This window comes from Phyllobacterium sp. 22552 (assembly GCF_052044585.1).
Taxonomy (GTDB): Bacteria; Pseudomonadota; Alphaproteobacteria; order Rhizobiales; family Rhizobiaceae; genus Phyllobacterium; species Phyllobacterium ifriqiyense.
Genome location: NZ_JBQENG010000008.1, coordinates 251,440 through 270,815, shown reverse-complemented (window position 1 = coordinate 270,815; position 19,376 = coordinate 251,440). Strand labels below are relative to the sequence as shown.

General features: G+C 53.0%; 17 protein-coding genes. 7 read left to right on the top strand and 10 right to left on the bottom strand.

Features of this window, described 5'->3' with window-relative positions:
• Nucleotides 1-156 precede the first annotated feature (156 nt).
• From ACTJI9_RS19315 to ACTJI9_RS19290, 6 genes are all read right to left on the bottom strand, one after another.
• Nucleotides 157-987: a carbohydrate ABC transporter permease gene (locus ACTJI9_RS19315; RefSeq protein WP_440810318.1), complete on the bottom strand. Its 831-nt coding sequence runs from the start codon at nucleotides 985-987 to the stop codon at nucleotides 157-159.
• Nucleotides 984-1,862, bottom strand: coding sequence for a carbohydrate ABC transporter permease (locus tag ACTJI9_RS19310; protein WP_440810424.1), 879 nt, complete (start codon nucleotides 1,860-1,862; stop codon nucleotides 984-986). The genes ACTJI9_RS19315 and ACTJI9_RS19310 overlap by 4 nt, the downstream gene beginning before the upstream one ends.
• A gap of 62 nt (nucleotides 1,863-1,924) precedes the next feature.
• Entirely contained in the window at nucleotides 1,925-3,193 is a 1,269-nt protein-coding gene (locus ACTJI9_RS19305) for an extracellular solute-binding protein (protein WP_440810316.1), read from the bottom strand.
• A gap of 68 nt (nucleotides 3,194-3,261) precedes the next feature.
• Nucleotides 3,262-4,332, bottom strand: a complete 1,071-nt coding sequence (locus ACTJI9_RS19300; protein WP_440810314.1) for an ABC transporter ATP-binding protein — start codon at nucleotides 4,330-4,332, stop codon at nucleotides 3,262-3,264.
• A 9-nt stretch (nucleotides 4,333-4,341) separates the two neighbouring features.
• On the bottom strand, nucleotides 4,342-5,853 hold the full coding sequence (gene arfA / locus ACTJI9_RS19295) for an arabinosylfuranosidase ArfA (RefSeq protein WP_440810312.1): 1,512 nt from the start codon (nucleotides 5,851-5,853) through the stop codon (nucleotides 4,342-4,344).
• Between the two features lie 137 nt (nucleotides 5,854-5,990).
• On the bottom strand, nucleotides 5,991-6,920 hold the full coding sequence (locus ACTJI9_RS19290) for an ArsR/SmtB family transcription factor (protein WP_440810310.1): 930 nt from the start codon (nucleotides 6,918-6,920) through the stop codon (nucleotides 5,991-5,993).
• Nucleotides 6,921-7,191: 271 nt separating this feature from the next.
• Between ACTJI9_RS19290 and ACTJI9_RS19285 the strand changes: the two genes are divergently transcribed.
• From ACTJI9_RS19285 to ACTJI9_RS19275, 3 genes are all read left to right on the top strand, one after another.
• Complete coding sequence (locus ACTJI9_RS19285) at nucleotides 7,192-7,842, top strand: Tn3 family transposase (RefSeq protein ID WP_440810422.1); 651 nt, start codon at nucleotides 7,192-7,194, stop codon at nucleotides 7,840-7,842.
• A 168-nt stretch (nucleotides 7,843-8,010) separates the two neighbouring features.
• Entirely contained in the window at nucleotides 8,011-8,640 is a 630-nt protein-coding gene (locus tag ACTJI9_RS19280; RefSeq protein WP_440810420.1) for a hypothetical protein, read from the top strand.
• Between the two features lie 305 nt (nucleotides 8,641-8,945).
• Nucleotides 8,946-9,332, top strand: a complete 387-nt coding sequence (locus tag ACTJI9_RS19275; protein ID WP_440810308.1) for a DUF982 domain-containing protein — start codon at nucleotides 8,946-8,948, stop codon at nucleotides 9,330-9,332.
• Between the two features lie 65 nt (nucleotides 9,333-9,397).
• On the opposite strand, the gene ACTJI9_RS19270 is transcribed toward ACTJI9_RS19275, so the two are convergent.
• The 4 genes from ACTJI9_RS19270 to ACTJI9_RS19255 form a co-directional block, all read right to left on the bottom strand.
• Nucleotides 9,398-10,312 (bottom strand): NAD(P)/FAD-dependent oxidoreductase, encoded by a 915-nt coding sequence (locus ACTJI9_RS19270; RefSeq protein WP_440810307.1) that lies wholly within the window; start codon nucleotides 10,310-10,312, stop codon nucleotides 9,398-9,400.
• 1,261 nt (nucleotides 10,313-11,573) lie between these two features.
• Entirely contained in the window at nucleotides 11,574-12,215 is a 642-nt protein-coding gene (locus tag ACTJI9_RS19265) for a ThuA domain-containing protein (protein WP_336441675.1), read from the bottom strand.
• Between the two features lie 17 nt (nucleotides 12,216-12,232).
• Nucleotides 12,233-13,333 carry a Gfo/Idh/MocA family protein gene (locus tag ACTJI9_RS19260; RefSeq protein ID WP_440810304.1) on the bottom strand — a complete coding sequence of 367 codons (1,101 nt, stop codon included), beginning with the start codon at nucleotides 13,331-13,333 and terminating at the stop codon, nucleotides 12,233-12,235.
• A 34-nt stretch (nucleotides 13,334-13,367) separates the two neighbouring features.
• Nucleotides 13,368-14,567, bottom strand: a complete 1,200-nt coding sequence (locus ACTJI9_RS19255) for an ROK family transcriptional regulator (RefSeq protein ID WP_336441673.1) — start codon at nucleotides 14,565-14,567, stop codon at nucleotides 13,368-13,370.
• A gap of 211 nt (nucleotides 14,568-14,778) precedes the next feature.
• Here ACTJI9_RS19255 and ACTJI9_RS19250 point away from each other — a divergent pair, with 211 nt between their 5' ends.
• The 4 genes from ACTJI9_RS19250 (at nucleotide 14,779) to ACTJI9_RS19235 (ending at nucleotide 19,037) form a co-directional block, all read left to right on the top strand.
• Nucleotides 14,779-16,083 carry an ABC transporter substrate-binding protein gene (locus ACTJI9_RS19250; RefSeq protein ID WP_440810302.1) on the top strand — a complete coding sequence of 435 codons (1,305 nt, stop codon included), beginning with the start codon at nucleotides 14,779-14,781 and terminating at the stop codon, nucleotides 16,081-16,083.
• A gap of 82 nt (nucleotides 16,084-16,165) precedes the next feature.
• Nucleotides 16,166-17,107 (top strand): carbohydrate ABC transporter permease, encoded by a 942-nt coding sequence (locus ACTJI9_RS19245; protein WP_440810300.1) that lies wholly within the window; start codon nucleotides 16,166-16,168, stop codon nucleotides 17,105-17,107.
• Nucleotides 17,100-17,948 carry a carbohydrate ABC transporter permease gene (locus ACTJI9_RS19240; protein ID WP_440810298.1) on the top strand — a complete coding sequence of 283 codons (849 nt, stop codon included), beginning with the start codon at nucleotides 17,100-17,102 and terminating at the stop codon, nucleotides 17,946-17,948. Before ACTJI9_RS19245 ends, ACTJI9_RS19240 begins: the two co-directional genes overlap by 8 nt.
• Nucleotides 17,949-17,963: 15 nt before the next feature.
• Nucleotides 17,964-19,037 carry an ABC transporter ATP-binding protein gene (locus tag ACTJI9_RS19235; RefSeq protein ID WP_440810296.1) on the top strand — a complete coding sequence of 358 codons (1,074 nt, stop codon included), beginning with the start codon at nucleotides 17,964-17,966 and terminating at the stop codon, nucleotides 19,035-19,037.
• Nucleotides 19,038-19,376 lie beyond the last annotated feature (339 nt).

The following is a 19,376-nucleotide window of genomic DNA, read 5'->3' as shown; positions in this document are numbered from 1 at the left end:
TGGGGCCGAGCTGGCGATATCTACAGTCCCGCCAACGGGCTGCTGCGCCGTGCATCCATACCGGCATCGATAACTGCAACATGCCTGATCACAGGTTTCGGCTTACCAATAATATCGATCCTCAGCACATCGTTGAAGTGGGCTACGGTTGGCAATCTATCCTTTGACACCGGACGAGATCATGACAGCCTCGGTTACCTTCTTTTGGAAGATCAGATAGGCTATCGCAACAGGCATTGCTCCGAGAAGCGCGACCGACATCAACCGGGCATAGAACACGCCAAACGCGTCCTTGACCTGAGTGATTCCTACAGGAATCGTCATCATGTCCTCGGTCGTTACTGCAAGAAATGGCCAAAGAAACTGGTTCCATGCCATGATGAAAGTGATGATGGCCAGCGCTGTCGTGATGCCCCAGTTCAGCGGCAAATAAACCTTAAACAAGAGCGTATAGTCGCCGCCGCCATCAAGCACTACAGCCTCCCGTAGTTCCTTTGGCACGGCATCAAAGAACTGTTTGTAGATGATGATGACGACCGGAACGATAAGCTGCGGCAGAATGATGCCGGCCCACGTATTGATGAGGCCCATATCATTGATAAGGATGAACTGTGTCACGACCAGAGCCTGCGAAGGCACCATGAAACTCGCAAGTACGACGCCATAAAGTATGCGCCTTCCGGGAAAACGCATCTGCGAAATGGCATAGGCGCACATCATGCCGGATAGGATCACCACTATAGTGATGATAACGGCAGTACCGATTGAGTTGATGTACCAATGAACGAGGTTGGTATTCCAAAGGATATCAACATACGAGGCCAGATTAAGTTCGTCCGGAACGATGCCGGCCCCGTCGGATACTACGCGTTCCTCTGAGCGAAGCGAGGTTATGAAGGCCCAATAAAGCGGGAATATCCAAAGGGCCGCTGCGAGAAAAGTACAGACGGTTAACACCCATCCCTCAATTTTCTTGACCGATTTCATCGACGCCCTCCTGCACGAAGAAGCTGAAACTGGAGAACCGAGAGCATTGCTATAATAATGAACAGGACAAGCGCTATCGCCGAGGCATAGCCGCCGTGATTGAGCTGAAACGCCTCTCGATATACCATCAAAAGCAACACATAGGACGAATTGAACGGTCCGCCACTGCTGAGCAAATAAACCTGATCAAAAATTTTCAACTGCAGTATCAGCTGAAGGGTTAGTACCAGGGCGGTGACAGGCCATAGAAGAGGCCACGTCACTCTTGTAAACAACTGCCGGCGCGTTGCGCCGTCGAGTTGCGCGGCCTCGTAATAATCCTTCGAGATATTGCGTAAACCAGCGATGAACAGCAGCACATTGAACCCATTGGTCCACCAAATTGTCACGGCAGCGACCGTCGGCATGACCCAATAGGGATTTTTGAAAACTGGAACAGGCTTTCCTGTAAAAAACGCTATCACCGGCTGCAGGACACCGAACTGAAAGTCCAGCATCCATGTCCATATCTGGGTGACAACAGACACTGGCAATATGTATGGCAGAAAGAAAATTGCCAGAGCCAACGCCTGCAAAGAGCCACGCAGCCGGGTAATCATCAATGCGAAGCCCAACGCAAGAGCAGTGGTCGGCACGACGGTCAAAAGCACGAAATATCCGTTGTTTTTCAGTGATGTGAGAAACAGCTTGTCGGACAATAGGCGCGTAAAATTATCAAACCCAATCCATTCTCCGGAGCCGATAAGGGGTGAATTGGTGAAACTCAATTGCACGAGCCGGATTGTGGGATAAAGGAAAACCACAACAAACGTCAGCACGAATGGTGCAACGAGCGAAGCGGCAACAACGACCTCCTTGCGCCGGTTTGTCAGCATAGCCACGTTAGCAACCTCCCCAAATTAATGACCGCGCCCTAACGCGCGGCCACCGGCAATCGTTATTGCAGTTTGTTTTGAAGGTCCTGTTTGATCTGTTCCGCAGCTTGCATGGGCTCAGCATAGCCATGGATGGCAGGGGAGATAATATTGATGGCCGCATCGTAGGCAGGCGATGCCACACCAGCGATTGGTGACCGTGGATCGTAAGAGGCAGTGTTTGCGAGCGCCGCATAGGTCGCATTTGGCTCCAACTTCTTGAACGCCTCGCCATCGGCCACTTCCTTGTATGCAGGAATATGTCCTGCCTCAGCCCAGGCCAGAGAATTTTTCTCCATCCAACCGATTACCGTCATGACGGCCTTGCGTTTTTCAGGCGACATCTTGTTATTGGCCGGTATCGCAAAAGAATGGGAGTCCGCCCAAGTTGTCTGAGTTCCCATCAGATTAGGCACCTGAACGGCGCCCCACTGATAACCAAGCGTTCCCTTTTTCTCCAGATCGATCATGGTGGGGACTTCCCAAACGCCATTCAACGAAAACGCAGACTTTCCGGAAGTGAACAGCGCAACTGAGGCTTCATACTCCGCCTGTTCCGGCTGCCAGCCATTCTTGGCCCAATTGGTCATGACCTCAATTGCTTTGGCAGCCTTTGCAAGATTGTCTCCCGCCAGCACTTCCTTGCCGGTGATCAGTTCACCGCCCTGCTGACGCAACAATGTATAGAATACGCGATAGGTACCGCCATCATCACCGGTTGCATAGGATACCGGCGCCTCTGCACCTTTGTCCTTCGCCAGAGCCAGGGCTTCTTCAAAGTCCTCGAGACTGTTGATCCCTGTCAGCCTGCCATCGGCGTCGAGGAATTTCGACCCTTCCAGATATGACTTGTTATAATAAAGAACGATGGAATGGATATCGAACGGCACAGCGTGAAGTTTGCCATCATCGGAACTCGCAGCCTTTATCGACGCCGGAAAGAAACTATCCTTCGTGACGCCAGCGTTCTTGAGATCGTCATCGGTGATTTCGTCAAGCACGCCCTCTTCTAGTCCTAAAGGCATACGGGAAAGGTGGTAGGTCATAATGTCGGGCCCCTGCCCCACGGCTACAGCGGTGCGAACCTTGGTATAGAAGGGAATACCCCACTCGAGGGTGGTGCCCGTGACCTTGATGTCTGGGTGTTCCTGATTAAAGCGCGTGATCAACGCCTTCATGCGGACACCATCACCGCCACTCAGAAAATCCCACCATGTAACATTTTCCTGAGCCATAGCGGGTATCGCCATAAGAGCCATCGCCGTGGCGGCAAGCAGAGCTTTAAATCGCATAAGAATTCCTCCCTAATCTGATGCCACCCTTCTCCCGTTGGTGGCGGTTGAGTCTCACTCAAAGGCGTTCAGCGCAGCCGGCGCCCGTCTTCTGCAAAAACAAGGACGTCTTCCGCTGACGCTCCAAGGTATATGGTTTGCCCGTCGAGGCTTTTGCGACGTTCGCGGGTCTCGACAACGATGGCCTGCCCTCCGGCTAAACGCGCATGCAAATAGGATACGCCGCCGAGATCTTCTTCCAACTCGACTGTCGCCGGAATACCATTGGTGACCGGCTGTAAATGTTCTGGCCGGACCCCGATGCTGACACTGGTTCCATCGCTCGAATTTGCCGACACCTTTGCCAACAATTCCTTTCCTGTCCCATCGACAGCAACCCGAAGCATTCCCTCTTGCCGTCCGAGAACCCGCCCCGGCAAAAAGTTCATGGCGGGCGAACCGATGAACCCACCGACGAACTGATTGTCGGGATTATCGTAAAGCTCCAGGGGCTTGCCGGCTTGCTGGACGACACCGCCTTTCAACACGAATATGCGATCGGCCAGCGTCATTGCTTCAACCTGATCATGGGTGACATAAATCATGGTAGCGCCGATCTGCTTATGCAGCTTGGCCAACTCGAGACGCATCTGCACGCGCAATTCGGCATCAAGATTGGACAACGGCTCGTCGAAGAGAAACACTTTTGGTTGCCGGACAATGGCGCGGCCAATGGCAACGCGCTGGCGCTGGCCGCCTGACAATTCAGAAGGCCGCTTTTGCAGATGGTCCTCAAGGTGAAGAATGCGCGCAGCCTCATGCACCATTTCATTGATAGGTGATTTTGCGGTCTTTTTCAGCCTCAGCGAAAAGGCCATGTTTTCGAAGACTGTAAGGTGTGGATAGAGCGCGTACGACTGAAAGACCATCGCGACTTCACGCTGCGCTGGCTCGACATTGGTCACATCTCGACCTTCAATAAAGATGGTACCGCTGGTCGTATCCTCCAGTCCGGCAATCATTCGCAAAAGCGTTGACTTGCCGCATCCGGATGGACCGACAAAAACCGCAAAATCTCCGGTTGGAATCTCCATGCTCACATCATGGATAACGCCGACCTGCCCAAAACTTTTCCTGACATTGTGTAAACTGATCCCCATCTCGATGTCTCAATTCGTCGTGAGGCGGAATACATGATAGGAAAGCGGTGCAACAGATCCCTTCAAATTACCATCCTCGACACCCACTCCTGCGCCTAATTTCGGAATGACGTGATCCGGGCGATCTGGACCATTCGTTTCATGAAGTCCGTAGCCTTCCATCGCATGGTGCTCGAAAAGCGCCGCCCTGGCGAAACCAGTGAGGCTGACGTCCAACTCAGCTCTTTCGGTTAAATGCCTGTTCACAACAAACAAGGTCAAAACACCTGCACTTCGGTCGTAAACTGCTGCAACGTCGAGATAAGAAACATCATCGGCGACATGGCAATTATACTTGGGAGCATCCACCGCTACATTGAGCGCTTCACCGCGTCCGTAAACCGACGCAAACCGGTATGGATAATAAATCGTCTGCCTCCAGGCAGGCCCGTTCTTTTCGGCGCGGATCGGTGCAATGACATTCACCAACTGTGCGATGCAAGCAATGCGCACACGGTCAGAGCGGCGGATGAATTCATTCAGCAGGCCCGCAACGAACAAAGCATCTTCGAAGTTGTAGGTTTCTTCGAGCAATGCCGGCGCTTCCGGCCAATCCCAGGTTCTCCAGCGATGGCTGTCTTCCTCACGGATGTGGTACCAAACGTTCCATTCATCAAAGCAGATGTGCACATCGTTTTTGGCGCGCTTTTTAGACTTCACATAGTCAATCGTGCCGGCAATAGTCTGGATATAACGGCCGGTTTCTTCAATCTTGCCAAAATAGTTGAGCGTGTCCCTGCTCTTGTTGCCAAAATACTTATGCAGCGAGATATAATCGACATTCTCGTAGCATTCTTCCAACACCTCCCGTTCCCATTCGGGATAGGTCGCCATGCCGTCATTGGAACTGCCGCAGACGATGGCCTCAATGTCTCGATCAAAGGCTTTGAAGGCTTTGGCCGTTTCATTGGCAAGACGGCCATATTCCGTAGCGACCTTGTGCCCGATCTGCCAAGGACCATCCATCTCGTTGCCAAGGCACCACATTTTGACCTGATAGGGATCGGTCTTGCCATGCGACTGGCGCAAATCGCTCCAGGAAGTTCCGGACGGAAAGTTGGTATATTCCAGAAAGTTGCGCGCCTCCTCGAGTCCACGAGAGCCAAGATTGACTGCCAACATCATTTCAATACCGGCCAACTGCGCCCAATCGGCAAACTCGTTGATTCCGACTTGATTGGTCTCCTTCGAGCGCCAGGCGAGATCCAGCCGAACCGGGCGCTGTTCCTTTGGCCCGATGCCGTCTTCCCAGCGATAGGCGGAAACGAAATTACCGCCCGGATAGCGGATGGCGGGTATCTTCAAATCCTGTACAAACTTGAGCACATCCTTGCGAAAACCTTGCGCATCCGCCTGCGGGTGACCCGGTTCATAGATTCCGCCATAGATTGCGCGACCCATATGCTCAATGAAGGCTGAATATAGCCGCTCATCAATGTTACTGATTTTAAAGTCTACATGGACGGCTGCGCGTGCCTTCATTCCGTCGCTCCCTTATAACCCAATAATACGATACTCATCGTATTTTTAGATATAGTCGGAGGAGTGCACCGGGCTTGTCAATGGCCAGAATGTGCTGCAGCGCAAAAGGTAAAGAGGATTTCGTTGTTAAAACACGGCTATTGCTTTGTTTTCAAACGCATAATGATGTCTTGATCATAATTGCCAAAACCCCGCCCGAAAATGTTAATACCACCCGGATGACGCCCTTCAGCTTTTACCTCGATTCGCAGCCGTATGGATCGGTGGGCGTCCAGAGCCAGATCACCGATATTGACATCCGAGATCTTATGACCATCCACAAATGAACCTCCCGTTCCCACGGACCAAGTCTTCAACATACCGTATTGGGACCCTTTGAGCTTCCACCAGTCGGGAGTAAAAGTTCCCCGGCGATCGCCATAGTCGCCGGGCGAGGTCCATACTCCGATTTCCGTACCGTTTACTGATAGTACGATGTCCGATGGCCAATTGGACAATGTACCGGGAACTTCCGAGCTAACTTCCATAACAATTTCGATGGCATCTATGTTGCTACCGCGAAGTTTTGCATTATTGGGGAACTGGTATTCGACAAAGCCGCTGGTAAACCAGAGCAGGCTCGTCTTCATTCGCTCCGGATCAATAAATGTCTCGGGTACATCCAAAAGACCAATAATTCCGTGTACTGAGCAGATACCACAAGGACCGGTCACCGCATTGTTCGTATAAAGGCCGAGAGGCATCGACACCTCGATAAGATCGGAAGACAGAGCAGGTCTGGCCGGAATAAACGTAACGACGAGCTCATCGTAGACGGCAAAACAAATTTTCTGGTTTCCCTTGCGTGCTTTTTGCATTTCGGTGCGGACCAGTCCCGCTTTTTCAAGCACCTGGAGATGGGCTGATACCGACGACTGCGGCAGCCCGGAAAACCGCGCGAGCTCATTCACATTCATACCGGTCTGTTTTGACAGCTCCTTCAATAGCTTAATCCGAGGTAGCGAAGATAACGCCTTGATGGCGACCAAGTCTTTTTCCGGATCTATAACGAGAAAGTTCGAATTCATGTGCTTTACCGATGAGCCAATATCTGGTTCATATCGGAATTATCGATTTAAATAAACGCAAAATGTGATTTTTCGCATTTCAGGCTATGCGACTAACGCCTCCTTTGCTGACTTTATCAAGCTTTCGAAGGAAGCGGATGAACGACAAACACAGGCTTCCGCTTGGTGATGCGCGTGGTTGGCATCAGATTTCAACGCAGGTCGCAGATGCGCCACGATTGTCGCGCAGATAATCAAGACAGGCCAAAAACTCACCGATGATGCGGTGACCATGTTCATCAAACTGATCGGCAGGCTGTTTTCGCAGGCAACTGCCAAGCAAAAGCAGCGCCACATGGACACGCGAAAGGAAACGGTCAAGGCACTTCGATTGTTCCGCGATACATGCGCGCGTTGGTGGCAGCGAATGAACACAGGTTCCGATGCTGTTGAAATGCTTGATCGCGAGATTGGCTGGAACAAGCTCCTGCAGACACAGTCCGTCATGGAAGCAATGGTAAAAGAGGCCGAACCGGACCGCTCCCTCTTCATGATCGAATGGTATTTGAGGTCTGCTCTCCGCCGACGTTGTCAGGCTGGCCTCAACAAGGGTGAAGCAGCGCACAAGCTCAAACGCGCCGTTTTCTTCCATGAGCGCGGTGAAATCCGCGACCTCTCATTCGACAGCCAGGCGTTCCGTGCCTCTGGTCTCAACCTCGTCGTCAGTGCTATCGTTCATTGGAATACGGTCTATCTTGAAAGGGCCGTCGAGCACTTACGACAACAAGGCCGGCTTATTCCGGATGTAGTGCTCAAACACGTCTCCCCGTTAGGGTGGAAGCATATAAATCTAACCGGGATTTATTCGTGGAATGAACCGCTGACTCTTGTCAATGGCTTCAGACCGCTTCGGTCGTCAAGCAGTTTGGCCCATGCGGCATAGCCGGCGCCAGAGTGTTCTTCGATTGTTCTAGCTTGCCGTATAATTTCGCACAGCTCTTGTCGCCCCCCGGTAGTTCTGCAGGCTGCCAGACCCGGCTGGCGCCAACTTGCCCCCGAGCGACATGCCCCTTTCGTTGACTTGCCAGGTCGCGGAACCTATCTAAGATTGATGCCCAAGGAAGAGAAGAATGACATTGAGCTCATTAGAACGTGGACATTGCCGTCCGCGGTGACGCTCGGGTCATCCGTGCGTGCGAAAGGCATCCTATTGGAGATGCGGGCACGGCTCCCTGCTTCTTCGAAGGGGTCACTGGTTCTCGACGCCGCGACACTCGTGCTGGCGATGCCAGCCAATGCAAGGTCAGAATTTCAGGCCGTTGCTGGCATCGTCTCTTCTGGAATGAGGGATATCGAGAGCCTTCCGGTTATTCCTCGAGAAATTGAGGACATCCTGACCATCAAGTCAAGCGAGAGGCATCGGTGGCTCGCCGATGGCCGACTTCCCAGCGCAGGGACTCGAACAGTACGGCTAGCGGGGCGCGCCAGGAGAATCACGTTTCACATTTTCGACGCTAAGGTTGTCGAAGACCTTCTCGACAGAGGCGTGGTCGATGAATGGCGCGAAGAGGATGCGACAGCGGCGTCAGAGAACCGACGGCGGGCTGCCCACAAAGCGAAGCTAAGGCGGTTATTGAAAAAGCGTTTGGATTCTGCGTCGGCACCACAAGGCGCTTCGGAGCGGGTAACCGTAAATCTGTCTGACTGGGACGAGTTCAGTCGCGACGGGCTTCTGCGGTGATCCGCTAATCTTCGGAGGGCGCCGTGAAGGCTGGCTGCCCAGTCGAGATCAAGATTGGTGATTTTGTCGTTATCTGGTCTCAAACACTCCGTTCCAGCGGTAGTCTCAGAACCAAATAATCCCACTGACGAAGAGCTCTATCGCGAACTTGACATATTCAAGCGAAAGCACGGGGGAGTCACTGTCATTAGGCCTGTTGCGTCGGGCCGAGACATCTAAAATGCGTGCGAAAAACATTCAAAATAAAGAAGGAACCTAATCAGACCTGCACTTGTTTCACCCTGCTATCCAGCAAGGAAATTGCAATGTTCCGTCCAGTAAAGATCTTGTCCCAAACCCGATCCGAAATTCGCATCTTCCACTCACTTGAAGAAGCAACCCAGTATCTTCTAATGAGCTGGCCAGCTTATCAAAGCCCTACGCTCGACCGTGCTAGACAGACCTGTCTTGACGCGATCGAGAACAAAGTCCCTAGACAAAAAGCTCGCGCTGCATTCGTGGCTGCAGCCAAAGAGCCTGGTATCCACGTCGGACGGACGAAAATAAAGAAAGCAATGGATACTTTGGTAGAAGCCGTTAGTACACCACTAATTAACAGCGGAGAGCTGCAAGCAAAAATACTTTATGGTTTGCCCGAGGCACCGCCCACGGGCGAAACTCACGATGGACCAATTGGGAAATTGGCATCTTGAGCCCGGTCCGGAAGTGACCATCTATGGCACCGGGAGATGGCTGTCCCGGTGAGGAAACGGTTTGTCTAGCGTAAAAGCAATGATATCTCGCAAAGATCATTCCTGATTGTGGTCGCCGCCACGCCGGCCTGCCCCATCGCGTGACTGATCTGGTCCAAGCCAATCACCACATCTCCGGCGGCATACAGGCCCGGCACTTTCGTACGCTGGCGACTGTCGACGCGGATGCATCCTTCCTCCGACACTGTCGCGCCGACCTCCAGGGCGAGCTCCGATCTGACATCAGATCCCATTGCTGGATAGACAGAGTCGAACCGATGCAAGCCAGCGCTTGTGCTGATCACAACCGTGTCTTGTTCAACCTCAATTTCAATCGGTCCACGCTGAACCGCAATCCCCAGTTCCTGCAGCCGCGCTTCTTCGCTTGATGTGAGGTAATACTCGCTGGAAGGAGACAGCAAAGTGACGTTCCGGCTATAACTTCTAAGAAACAAGGCTTCATTGAACGCTTTCGAGCCGTGGCCTATAATCGCCACGCGCTTGTCTGTGACTTCGTAACCATCGCAAACAGGACAATAGCGGATGAGCCCTTGCCTTAATGCCTGATCGTGCTTGTCCTGTGGCATTGACGGCATGCGGTTGATGACGCCTGTGGCGATGAGAACGGTTCGGGCAGACAAGGCGCCGCCCTCAAAGGACACAACAAATTCCTCTTTTGGTTTGCGCAATGCCATTACGCGGTGACGAAGAATTTCGGCGCCATACATTGAGGCTTGAGTGCGCATTCGGTTAAGCAGCTCCGCGCCGTTAATGCCGCCGGGAAAGCCGGGGTGATTATGGGAAACTGGAATACTGGCCGCCCTGCTGGTTCCATCGTCAAAAATCGTTACGGACAAATGATAGCGCGCCAGGTAAATCGCAGCCGTCAATCCGGCCGGTCCACCTCCGATAATAATGCAGTCTCTTTTCGCGAGGTTCATATCATATCCCATTATTGGTAAACGCAACTGGCGTTTGGGAACAACAATGGGGCGCCATAGTTTCCCGAGCGAACGATTAAGACGAAATGCGAAATTCACAATACAGTAATGTGTATGCGGAAAACTCTCACTTAACTGTTATTATAGACAGCTTACAACTATTTGAGCCTCGAAGGCAGGATGCCTCCTTAGAAGGTCGCTTTGTTGGGTGTTGGTGGGGGATGCCAAAAGCTGGGTCGTAAACTGTATAGATCTGCTGGAGCTCTCTTCGCAACGACACTACAATTCAGGTTGCTCCAAAACATGCATGGATTCGTTCCACTAGACACGCACCATTCAACAGGTCCAGCCACAACCAACAAATCTGGCAATGAGACATGTGCGCTGTCAAGTGATATGATCTCCAGCACACTCTCAGAAAACCATGCGTAATTGGAAAAGCTCGCAAATCTCCCTTAGTTGGTTTTCATAGGCCAATGTTGCGGGGCGATCTGGGAACGCCAACCAAGCCACCAGATAGATTACCATGAAGGTCCTCCTGAGAAGAGATTACAATTGAGAGATCCGATAGGCAAGGATGCGCGGTCCTTCGTGGTGCCTGCCGACACGTTTGACCCGGGCACTCCGCCATCGTTTCCGCTGGATTTGAAACTTTATTCTTTCGTTTCGGCCTTCATCGCCGTAGAAGTCGATCCTGCATTAACGATAAGAAGACGTCCCTCATGAAAAGCCGAATGATCGAAGGTGAGACTTGCTGGAAACTACAGCGAGCTGATCGCCTTTCAGTGATTGTCGACGCCTCGGACTTTTTTCGCGCCGCCAAACTAACCATGTTAAAGGCGAAACATTCGATCATTTTGATCGGGTGGGATTTCGATACCCGCATAGAAATGGAACCGCAGCTGCCCCGCGCGGATGGTCCAAACAAAATCGGGCAATTCATTGAGTGGTTGTCAGACCGAGAGCCCGATCTCCAGGTTAGGATTTTGAAATGGGACGTCGGGTTGTTCAGCTCCCTGTTGAGGGGAGAGACGCCTTTTTACGTTTTGAAGTGGATATTGGGAAAGCGAGTCAGTTTGAAGCTTGATGGGGCGCATCCGAAACTTTCTGCCCCCCACATGAAAATTCTTGTGATCGATGACAGTGTCGCGTTTTGCGGAGGGATCGATATGACAGTTGGAAGGTGGGACACTCCGAGCCATCTGGAAAACGATCCAGCAAGACATTCACCATGGGGATCCGGCAAGGGCCTAACATATCCTCATCGCGCTGCCCAGAGAGCACCACGCCGAAAGATCGTCTGCATTTGCGGAACAGCAAATTCTTTAGCCTGATGTCCAAGAGCGGAATAGAAAACCTTGCCCTCGCCGTGCTTGCGCTTCCAAGCCACCGGCATCACCACACCGTCAATCCACCAGGCATGGTCACCCGTGAAAGTAGTCGTTGCCAGCACCTCATTGGACGGATCAACATGCATGTAGTATTGCTCCGAGCTGTATGGAAAATCCTCGATGCCCTTCATGATAGGATCGTCAGGCCTTGTGATGTTTACTTTGTAATCGATGATGTTGCCCGGATGGGCTACCCACTGACCGCCAACCATGAACTGGTAATCTACGCTGTCGCGAAAACTATCGCCAGCCCCGCCATGATAGCCAGCAAGCCCCACACCGCTTTCAACCGCCGCCGTGAGGTTTTTCACTTCTTCCTTCTCGATCTTCGACATGGTCATAATTGGAACGATCAGGCTCAGATCATGAATGGACGGGTCCGCAAAGGCTTCGGTGCCATGTTCGACATAGACCTTGAAACCCTCCTGCTCCAGAATGTCCTTGACGATAACCGAACATTCTTCCGGTTCGTGCCCACTCCAGCCACCCCAAACAATCAGTGCTTCACGCATAGTTTTTTCTCCTCGCATTACCTTGCCAACTGGCCATCGACCAGAGATTCCGAAAGCGCTGCCGGACGCGCCGCCCGTGTGGTGATCGCGACAGTCTGACCACTACCGGCTGCAGTCTGGAATGCCTCCATGACTTCTAGAACATGCAACGCCAGATCACCATTTGCGCGGTGGGGACGTTTTGAACGAATGGCATGCGCCAAATCGGCGACGCCTATCGAACGGTAATTGCCATCGGCATAGGGCGATGACAGATCCTGCACTTCAAAAGCACCACCCTTTTTGAGCAGTTGCACCTCACCGCCAAAATGATTGGGGTCCGGCACGATCAACGTGCCTTCAGTACCATAAACCTCAAGTGGCAGGTGTTTATGCCCCGCCACATCGAAACTCATCCCGACCTGCACGACAGCACCGTTTTCAAATGCCATCACACCTGCAACGTGGGTTGCTACATCAACGGGAATAAACTCGCCGTTCCTTGGTTCACTCGTGATCAGACGTTTCTTGCGTGGCGCTATTGCAAAACCCGCAACCTGCGCCACGGGACCAAGGAGATCGACAAGACCAGTGAGGTAATAAGGTCCCATGTCCAGCATCGGCCCACCACCCACCTCATAATAGAAGTCCGGGTTTGGGTGCCAACGTTCATGGCCGGGGCACATGAACGTTGCCGTGCCGCCAACCGGTTGCCCCAGAACACCCTGATCAACCAAGGTGCGCGCCGTTTGATGACCGCCACCCAGGAACGTGTCCGGTGCAGCCCCGATCCTCAAGCCTTTAGCCTTTGCGGCATCGGCAAGCTTTTTTCCCTCGGCGAAGTTGATTCCGAGAGGTTTTTCTGAATAGGCGTGCTTGCCAGCGTCCAGTATGCGAAGGCCAACCTCCACATGAGCCTTGGGGATGGTCAGGTTGACGATAATCTCGATATCTGGATCCGCTAGTAGATCAGTGATGCTGCGTGCAGAAACTCCAAATTCTGACGCCTTGGCCTCGGCAAGTGCATGGTTAAGGTCGGCAATCCCGCGAATATCAAGGATTGGGAAGGATGCCATCGCTTTGAGATAAGCTCCCGAAATATTGCCGCAACCGATGATCCCTATACCGACCTTGTCCATTCTTTCCTCCCTTGGATTGTTCTAACTTTGCATGTCAGAGCGCCGGGCCCGTGGTGCTCCATGGCGACTCGTAAAGCTCGTGAAGTGCTACTGCCGCAGCCCCCTGCGCCCACAGTTCATCACTCGAATTATGAAAAACCAATTCAGCAACGCCCTTGAGCGATGGCGGAACGGCCGTTTCATAAGCGTCCTGAAGTGCATTGATGAAAGGCGCGCCCAACTCCAGACTGGAGCCAACAATGATGACGAGCGGTGGTGCAAACAAAGTAACTATGTTGGCAAGCGTCACGCCAACAGCGCTTCCTGCACGGATGGCAGCGTTGATCAGTTCATTGTCTTCCGCCTTCACCAGCGTCTGCGCATGTTGCATGCCGCGCCCAAGACGGATCGCTTCCGCGAAGCGTCCATCGGCAGATCTCGCCCCGAGAATGGCATTTTCCCCCGCCTGACTTGCCAGCCGCACCGTGCCAGCCGATCCCGCACTCAGCACAAGATCACCCAGATTGTGGCTGAGGCCTCCCGCTCCGCGAAACAACTGGTTGTCGTGCAGCACACCGAGGCCAAGCGTCTGTTCGAGCGAAATCAGAACCATGTCGTTAAGATCACGAGCGCTTCCAAACCAGTGATGCGCCAACGTAACAGCATGGGCATCGCTTTCGATGATCGTCGGAGCGCCAAGGCGGCGGGTCATCTCATCGGCAAAATCGACATTTATCTCGCGAAAAATTGGACTGCTGCGAATCCGCCCGGTGCGGTGTTCGATCACGCCAGGCAAACCGAGGCAGACCATATCAACGTCTTCCAACGAAAGCCCGGCATCCACGACGCAGCGCCTGACGCCATCCTCCACCAGATCGGCAATCACCCCGATTGGCTGGCGGTCCACCCTGATGGGCAATGACAGCGTGGAAAGAACGTCGCCGCAAAAATCGGTGACAACAAACATCATCCGGCTGGCCGCGATCTTTGCACCAACCACCCGCGCCGCTTCCGGGTTGAGTTTGAGCATCACCCGAGGACGACCACGCACACCCTCAGTGCGGATGTCCCCCTCGTGGCGGGTGAGGATGAGTCCATCATCAAGCAGTGAGGCCGTGATGGCGGAGACTGTCGTTGTTGAAAGCTGAGTTCGCCCGCTGATCTCGATCCGTGAGATCGGGCCATGACGACGCACGGTATCGAGCACGCTGAAGCGGTTGATTGCCCGCATGAGTTCTGGGTCGGCGGTTTTCATAAGATCCTGCTGCAATGACACCAATATTGACGTTGAACACGGCGTATTTTTATCGGATAACGGATTAAATAGCAGACGCTGCCTATGGTATGTCAAGTCAATATGCCAATATATCTATTGTTTTAGCTTGACATTGCACCAAGGCTAAGCTGAATTAATCCGTATAGGGGAATAATTTGTGAGGAATTTCCCCCATGGGAGGAATATGATCATGACTTATATGCACGAAGGCGCAAGCCTTCGCGACAAGCTGATTACTTTTGCCGCCACAACAAGCATGACCCTTGTGCTCGGCGCAACCAGCGCATCCGCAGCAACAGTTGTAAAGTGGATGCACGTTGAACTGGACCCGAAAGCCGTGGCCGTCTGGGAGGAGATCGCCACCGCATATGAAGCGCAGCATCCAGATGTGGATATTCAACTGCAGTTCCTCGAAAACGAAGCGTTCAAGGCGAAGCTGCCAACCCTTCTGCAGTCTGATGACGTACCCGATTTATTTTATAGTTGGGGGGGTGGAGTTTTGCAGGAACAATCCAAGACCGGCTCCCTTCAGGATATAACGGCAGCCTTTGACGCGGATGGCGGCAAGCTGCGCAACGCTTATAATCCGGCTGCCATCACCGGCCTGAGCTTTGATGGCAAGCTCTGGGCCGTGCCTTACAGGGTCAGCCTCGTTAGCTTCTTCTACAATAAGGAGCTGTTCGCTAAGGCTGGCGTGAAGGCAGAAGACATCAAAAACTGGTCCGATCTCGGCAGCGCTGTGACAAAGATCAAGAGCGCTGGTGTGGTGCCTATCGCCGGTGGTGGTGGCGAGAAGTGGCCTATCCACTTCTATTGGAGCTATCTTGTAATGCGCAACGGCGGACAGAAAGTGTTCGAGGCCGCACGCACTGGAGAGGGCGAAGGTTTCATGGACCCAGCTATTATCAAGGCTGGCGAACAGCTTGCAGAATTCGGCAAGCTGGAGCCTTTTCAACCGGGTTATCTTGGCGCTTCCTGGCCACAAGCACTTGGTGTATTTGGCGATGGCAAAGCAGCGATGATCCTTGGTTTCGACAATACCGAAGCCAACCAGCGCAAGAATGCCGGTGACGGCAAAGGTCTTGCGCCGGACAATATTGGCCGTTTTGCCTTTCCGGCCGTTGAAGGCGGCGCCGGTGCTGCAACCGATACACTCGGCGGCCTGAACGGCTGGGCCTTGACCAAGAAAGCCTCAAAAGAGGCGATCGACTTCGCCACCTTCCTGACAAATACCGACAACGAGAAGAAAATGGCACAGGCCGGCATGATCCTGCCAGTGGCAGTGGGTGCGGAAGTTGGTGTGACCAATCCTCTGCTGGCAGATTCGGCAAAACAGCTTACGGCCTCCACCTGGCACCAGAACTTTTTCGACCAGACCCTGGGCGCGGCCATCGGTCGTGTGGTCAATGATGTATCGGTGGAAATTGTTTCCGGCCAGATGACTTCGGAGGAAGGCGCCCAACAGATCCAGGACGCTTTCGAGCTGGAACAATAAGCTTGATGAGCAAGTCTCCCGTGCAATGGCTTGTGCGACCGCTGCGGGAGACTTGACCGGCCCGAACCGCAAGGCGGATCACATGACCAATACATCTATAACCACGGCGGCAGCGCCAACCATCACGAAAGCAGCAAAAAGCAGGAGAAAGCAAAGCTCGGTTGCACACGACCGAAAGTTGACCCTCCTGATTTTCCTGCCTCCGGCCCTTCTGCTGTTTACAATGTTCGTCATCCTGCCCATGGGCGAAGCCGCTTGGTACAGCCTTTATAAATGGAACGGTTACGGTACTCCTACAGAATTTGTCGGACTGCGTAATTTCCAGATTCTATTTGGCAACGCTGCCTTTTCACAGGCGCTGATCAACAACGGCTTGATCATTGTTGTATCGATCTGCATCCAAGTTCCATTGGCTATCTGGCTGGCGATGATGCTGGCGCACCGTATCCCGGGCGTCGTGGCCTTCCGCCTGATCTTCTTTCTTCCTTACGTACTGGCGGACGTCGCTGCTGGTCTGATCTGGCGCTTCGTTTATGACGGCGACTACGGCCTGTTCGCCGCTATATCCAATTTCTTCGGCTTTGCCACGCCCTATGTGTTGGCCGACCGAGATTTGGCAATCTATGCCGTGCTGGCAGTCGTCGTGTGGAAATATTTCGGCTTCCATATGATGTTGTTTATTGCTGGCCTGCAGTCGGTCGACAAGAACGTGCTGGAAGCTGCTGAAATCGACGGCGCAACGGGGTGGCAGAAGTTCCGCTACGTCACATTGCCCATGCTGGGCTCGACTTTGCGCTTGTCGATCTTCTTCGCGGTCGTCGGCTCCATCCAGCTATTCGACATGATCATGCCCCTGACCGGTGGCGGGCCTTCAAACTCCACCCAGACGATGGTGACCTTCCTCTATACTTACGGCGTCATGCGCATGCAGGTCGGCCTTGGAAGTGCTGTCGGTGTGGTGCTGTTCGTCATATGCGTCACGCTCGCATTCGGGTATAAAAGGATTTTCATGCGCCATGACTGATGCAAGCACCTCCGTCCGAATATCCATCCAGACGCGCATCTATCTTTATGCGTCGCTGACTCTGATTGCCGCTATCGTGCTGGTCCCATTGCTGACAACGGCGTTGGGCGGCTTCAAGACTCTTGGTGATCTTCGCGTCAATCCTTTCGGCCTGCCGTCGGAATGGCAATGGTCGAACTATACCGGCATTCTGTTCGGCCAGAGATACTGGTTGCAGATCTTCAACTCGCTGGTCATTGCCGCTTTGACCGTATTCCTGACCGTCGTAGCCTCGTCGATGGCGGCCTTTACGTTTGCACATGTAAAGTTTTTCGGCTCATCCTTCCTGTTGAACTACTTCCTGCTCGGATTGATGTTTCCCGCAGCGACGGCAATCCTGCCGCTGTTCATTCGGATCCGGGATCTGGGTCTGCTCGATACCTATTGGGGGGTTGTGCTGCCACAGGTGGCGTTTGGCCTCGGCATGAGCATACTTCTGTTCCGCAATTACTTCCGTAACCTGCCGGAAGAACTGTTCCAGGCCGCCTTTGTTGATGGCTGCGGTTATCTGAAATTTTTTTGGTATATCTCTGTGCCGCTTTGCCGGCCGATCATTGCTACGGTGAGCATTGTGTCTTTTGTCGGCAGTTGGAACAGCTATATCCTGCCATTGATCATGCTCAACTCGGAGTCAAAATATCCCTGGCCGCTCGGCATCATGGTTTATCGGGGTGAATTCGGCACTGAATGGCAGCTTGTGCTGGCATTCATCACGATGACGATACTGCCAACGATTATCGTCTTCTTCCTCGCCCAGAAACACATCATCGCTGGCCTGACGGCTGGTGCGGTCAAATCCTGATAATTGAAGGTCGAAATGGCATCTGTCGAACTGAGAAATTTGCGCAAGACCTATGGTTCACTCGACGTGATCCACAATGTCTCCCTGGCCGTTAACGATGGTGACTTCATAGCCCTCGTTGGCCCTTCGGGCTGTGGCAAATCTACATTGCTGCGTATGATTGCGGGCCTGGAGGAGATCACCGGCGGTGATGTGATGATCGGCGGTAATGTCGTCAACGACATGACGCCACGAGAGCGCAACATCGCCATGGTGTTCCAGTCTTATGCACTTTACCCGCATATGACTGTCGCTGAAAATATGGGTTTCAATCTTAAGCTGGCAGGTGAAACCAAACCGGCCATACAGGCGCGCGTTACCGAAGCAGCCCGGATGCTTGACCTGACGGCATTTCTCGATCGCAAACCCTCGCAGCTCTCCGGCGGTCAGCGTCAGCGCGTTGCCATGGGCCGCGCGGTCGTCCGTAATCCGGCCGTCTTCCTGTTCGACGAGCCTTTGTCGAATCTGGACGCAAAACTGCGCGTGCAAATGCGCTCCGAGATCAAGACGCTACACCAAAATGTTGGCACTACGTCCATCTATGTTACCCATGACCAGATCGAAGCCATGACGCTCGCCGACCGTATTGTCGTTCTCAATCATGGCAAGATCGAGCAGGAGGGCACACCGCTGGAACTGTATAAAACCCCAGCCAATATTTTCGTTGCGGCTTTCATCGGTTCGCCGGCCATGAACCTCGTGGATGGGGTGATCGACAGCGACAATGGGAAACCGGCCGCACGTCTGAGCGATGGAACGGCGGTCGGCTTGTCGCAAGATCGTCGCATCAAGCACGGTCAGCCGGTAACCATAGGCATTCGTCCTGAACATTTCAGCACAACGTTGGCCGGAGAAACGACCTTTGCCGGAAACACGCTGCTGGTGGAACCGACCGGAGCCTACATCCATGTTGTTTTTGATCTCGCAGGCAAGCCGGTCACAGCCATTGTGGATGGAGAGCACTTGGTCAAACAGAACACGGTCTTCTCAACCCGCATCAGTCGCGAGCGCGTGCATGTCTTCGATAAAGCGACAGGCCTGTCGCTATAACGCATTGCCGCTCTAAAATAGTCGTCACATAGACCGAGGCACATCAACATTGACGGGCAGCTAACCAATCGAAAGGCACTCGTTCAATGCGATACCCAACGCAGCTCGCGGAAACGGGGTGCAAAGCGGTAAAACCGATCGCGATCCAATCTAGCAAAACATGAACAATAAAATTGAACGGCATCACGAGTGCATCAAACTAAACAATGTTCCATGGCTTCAAATCGGAATGCGCTATCTGTTTCCGTCCTTTTAGACGAAACCACCATCTGCATGAAACGTTCGGCTTCCAAGTTTTTCCAATCGCAGCAATTGCCAGAAACCCTTGCTTTGAAAATG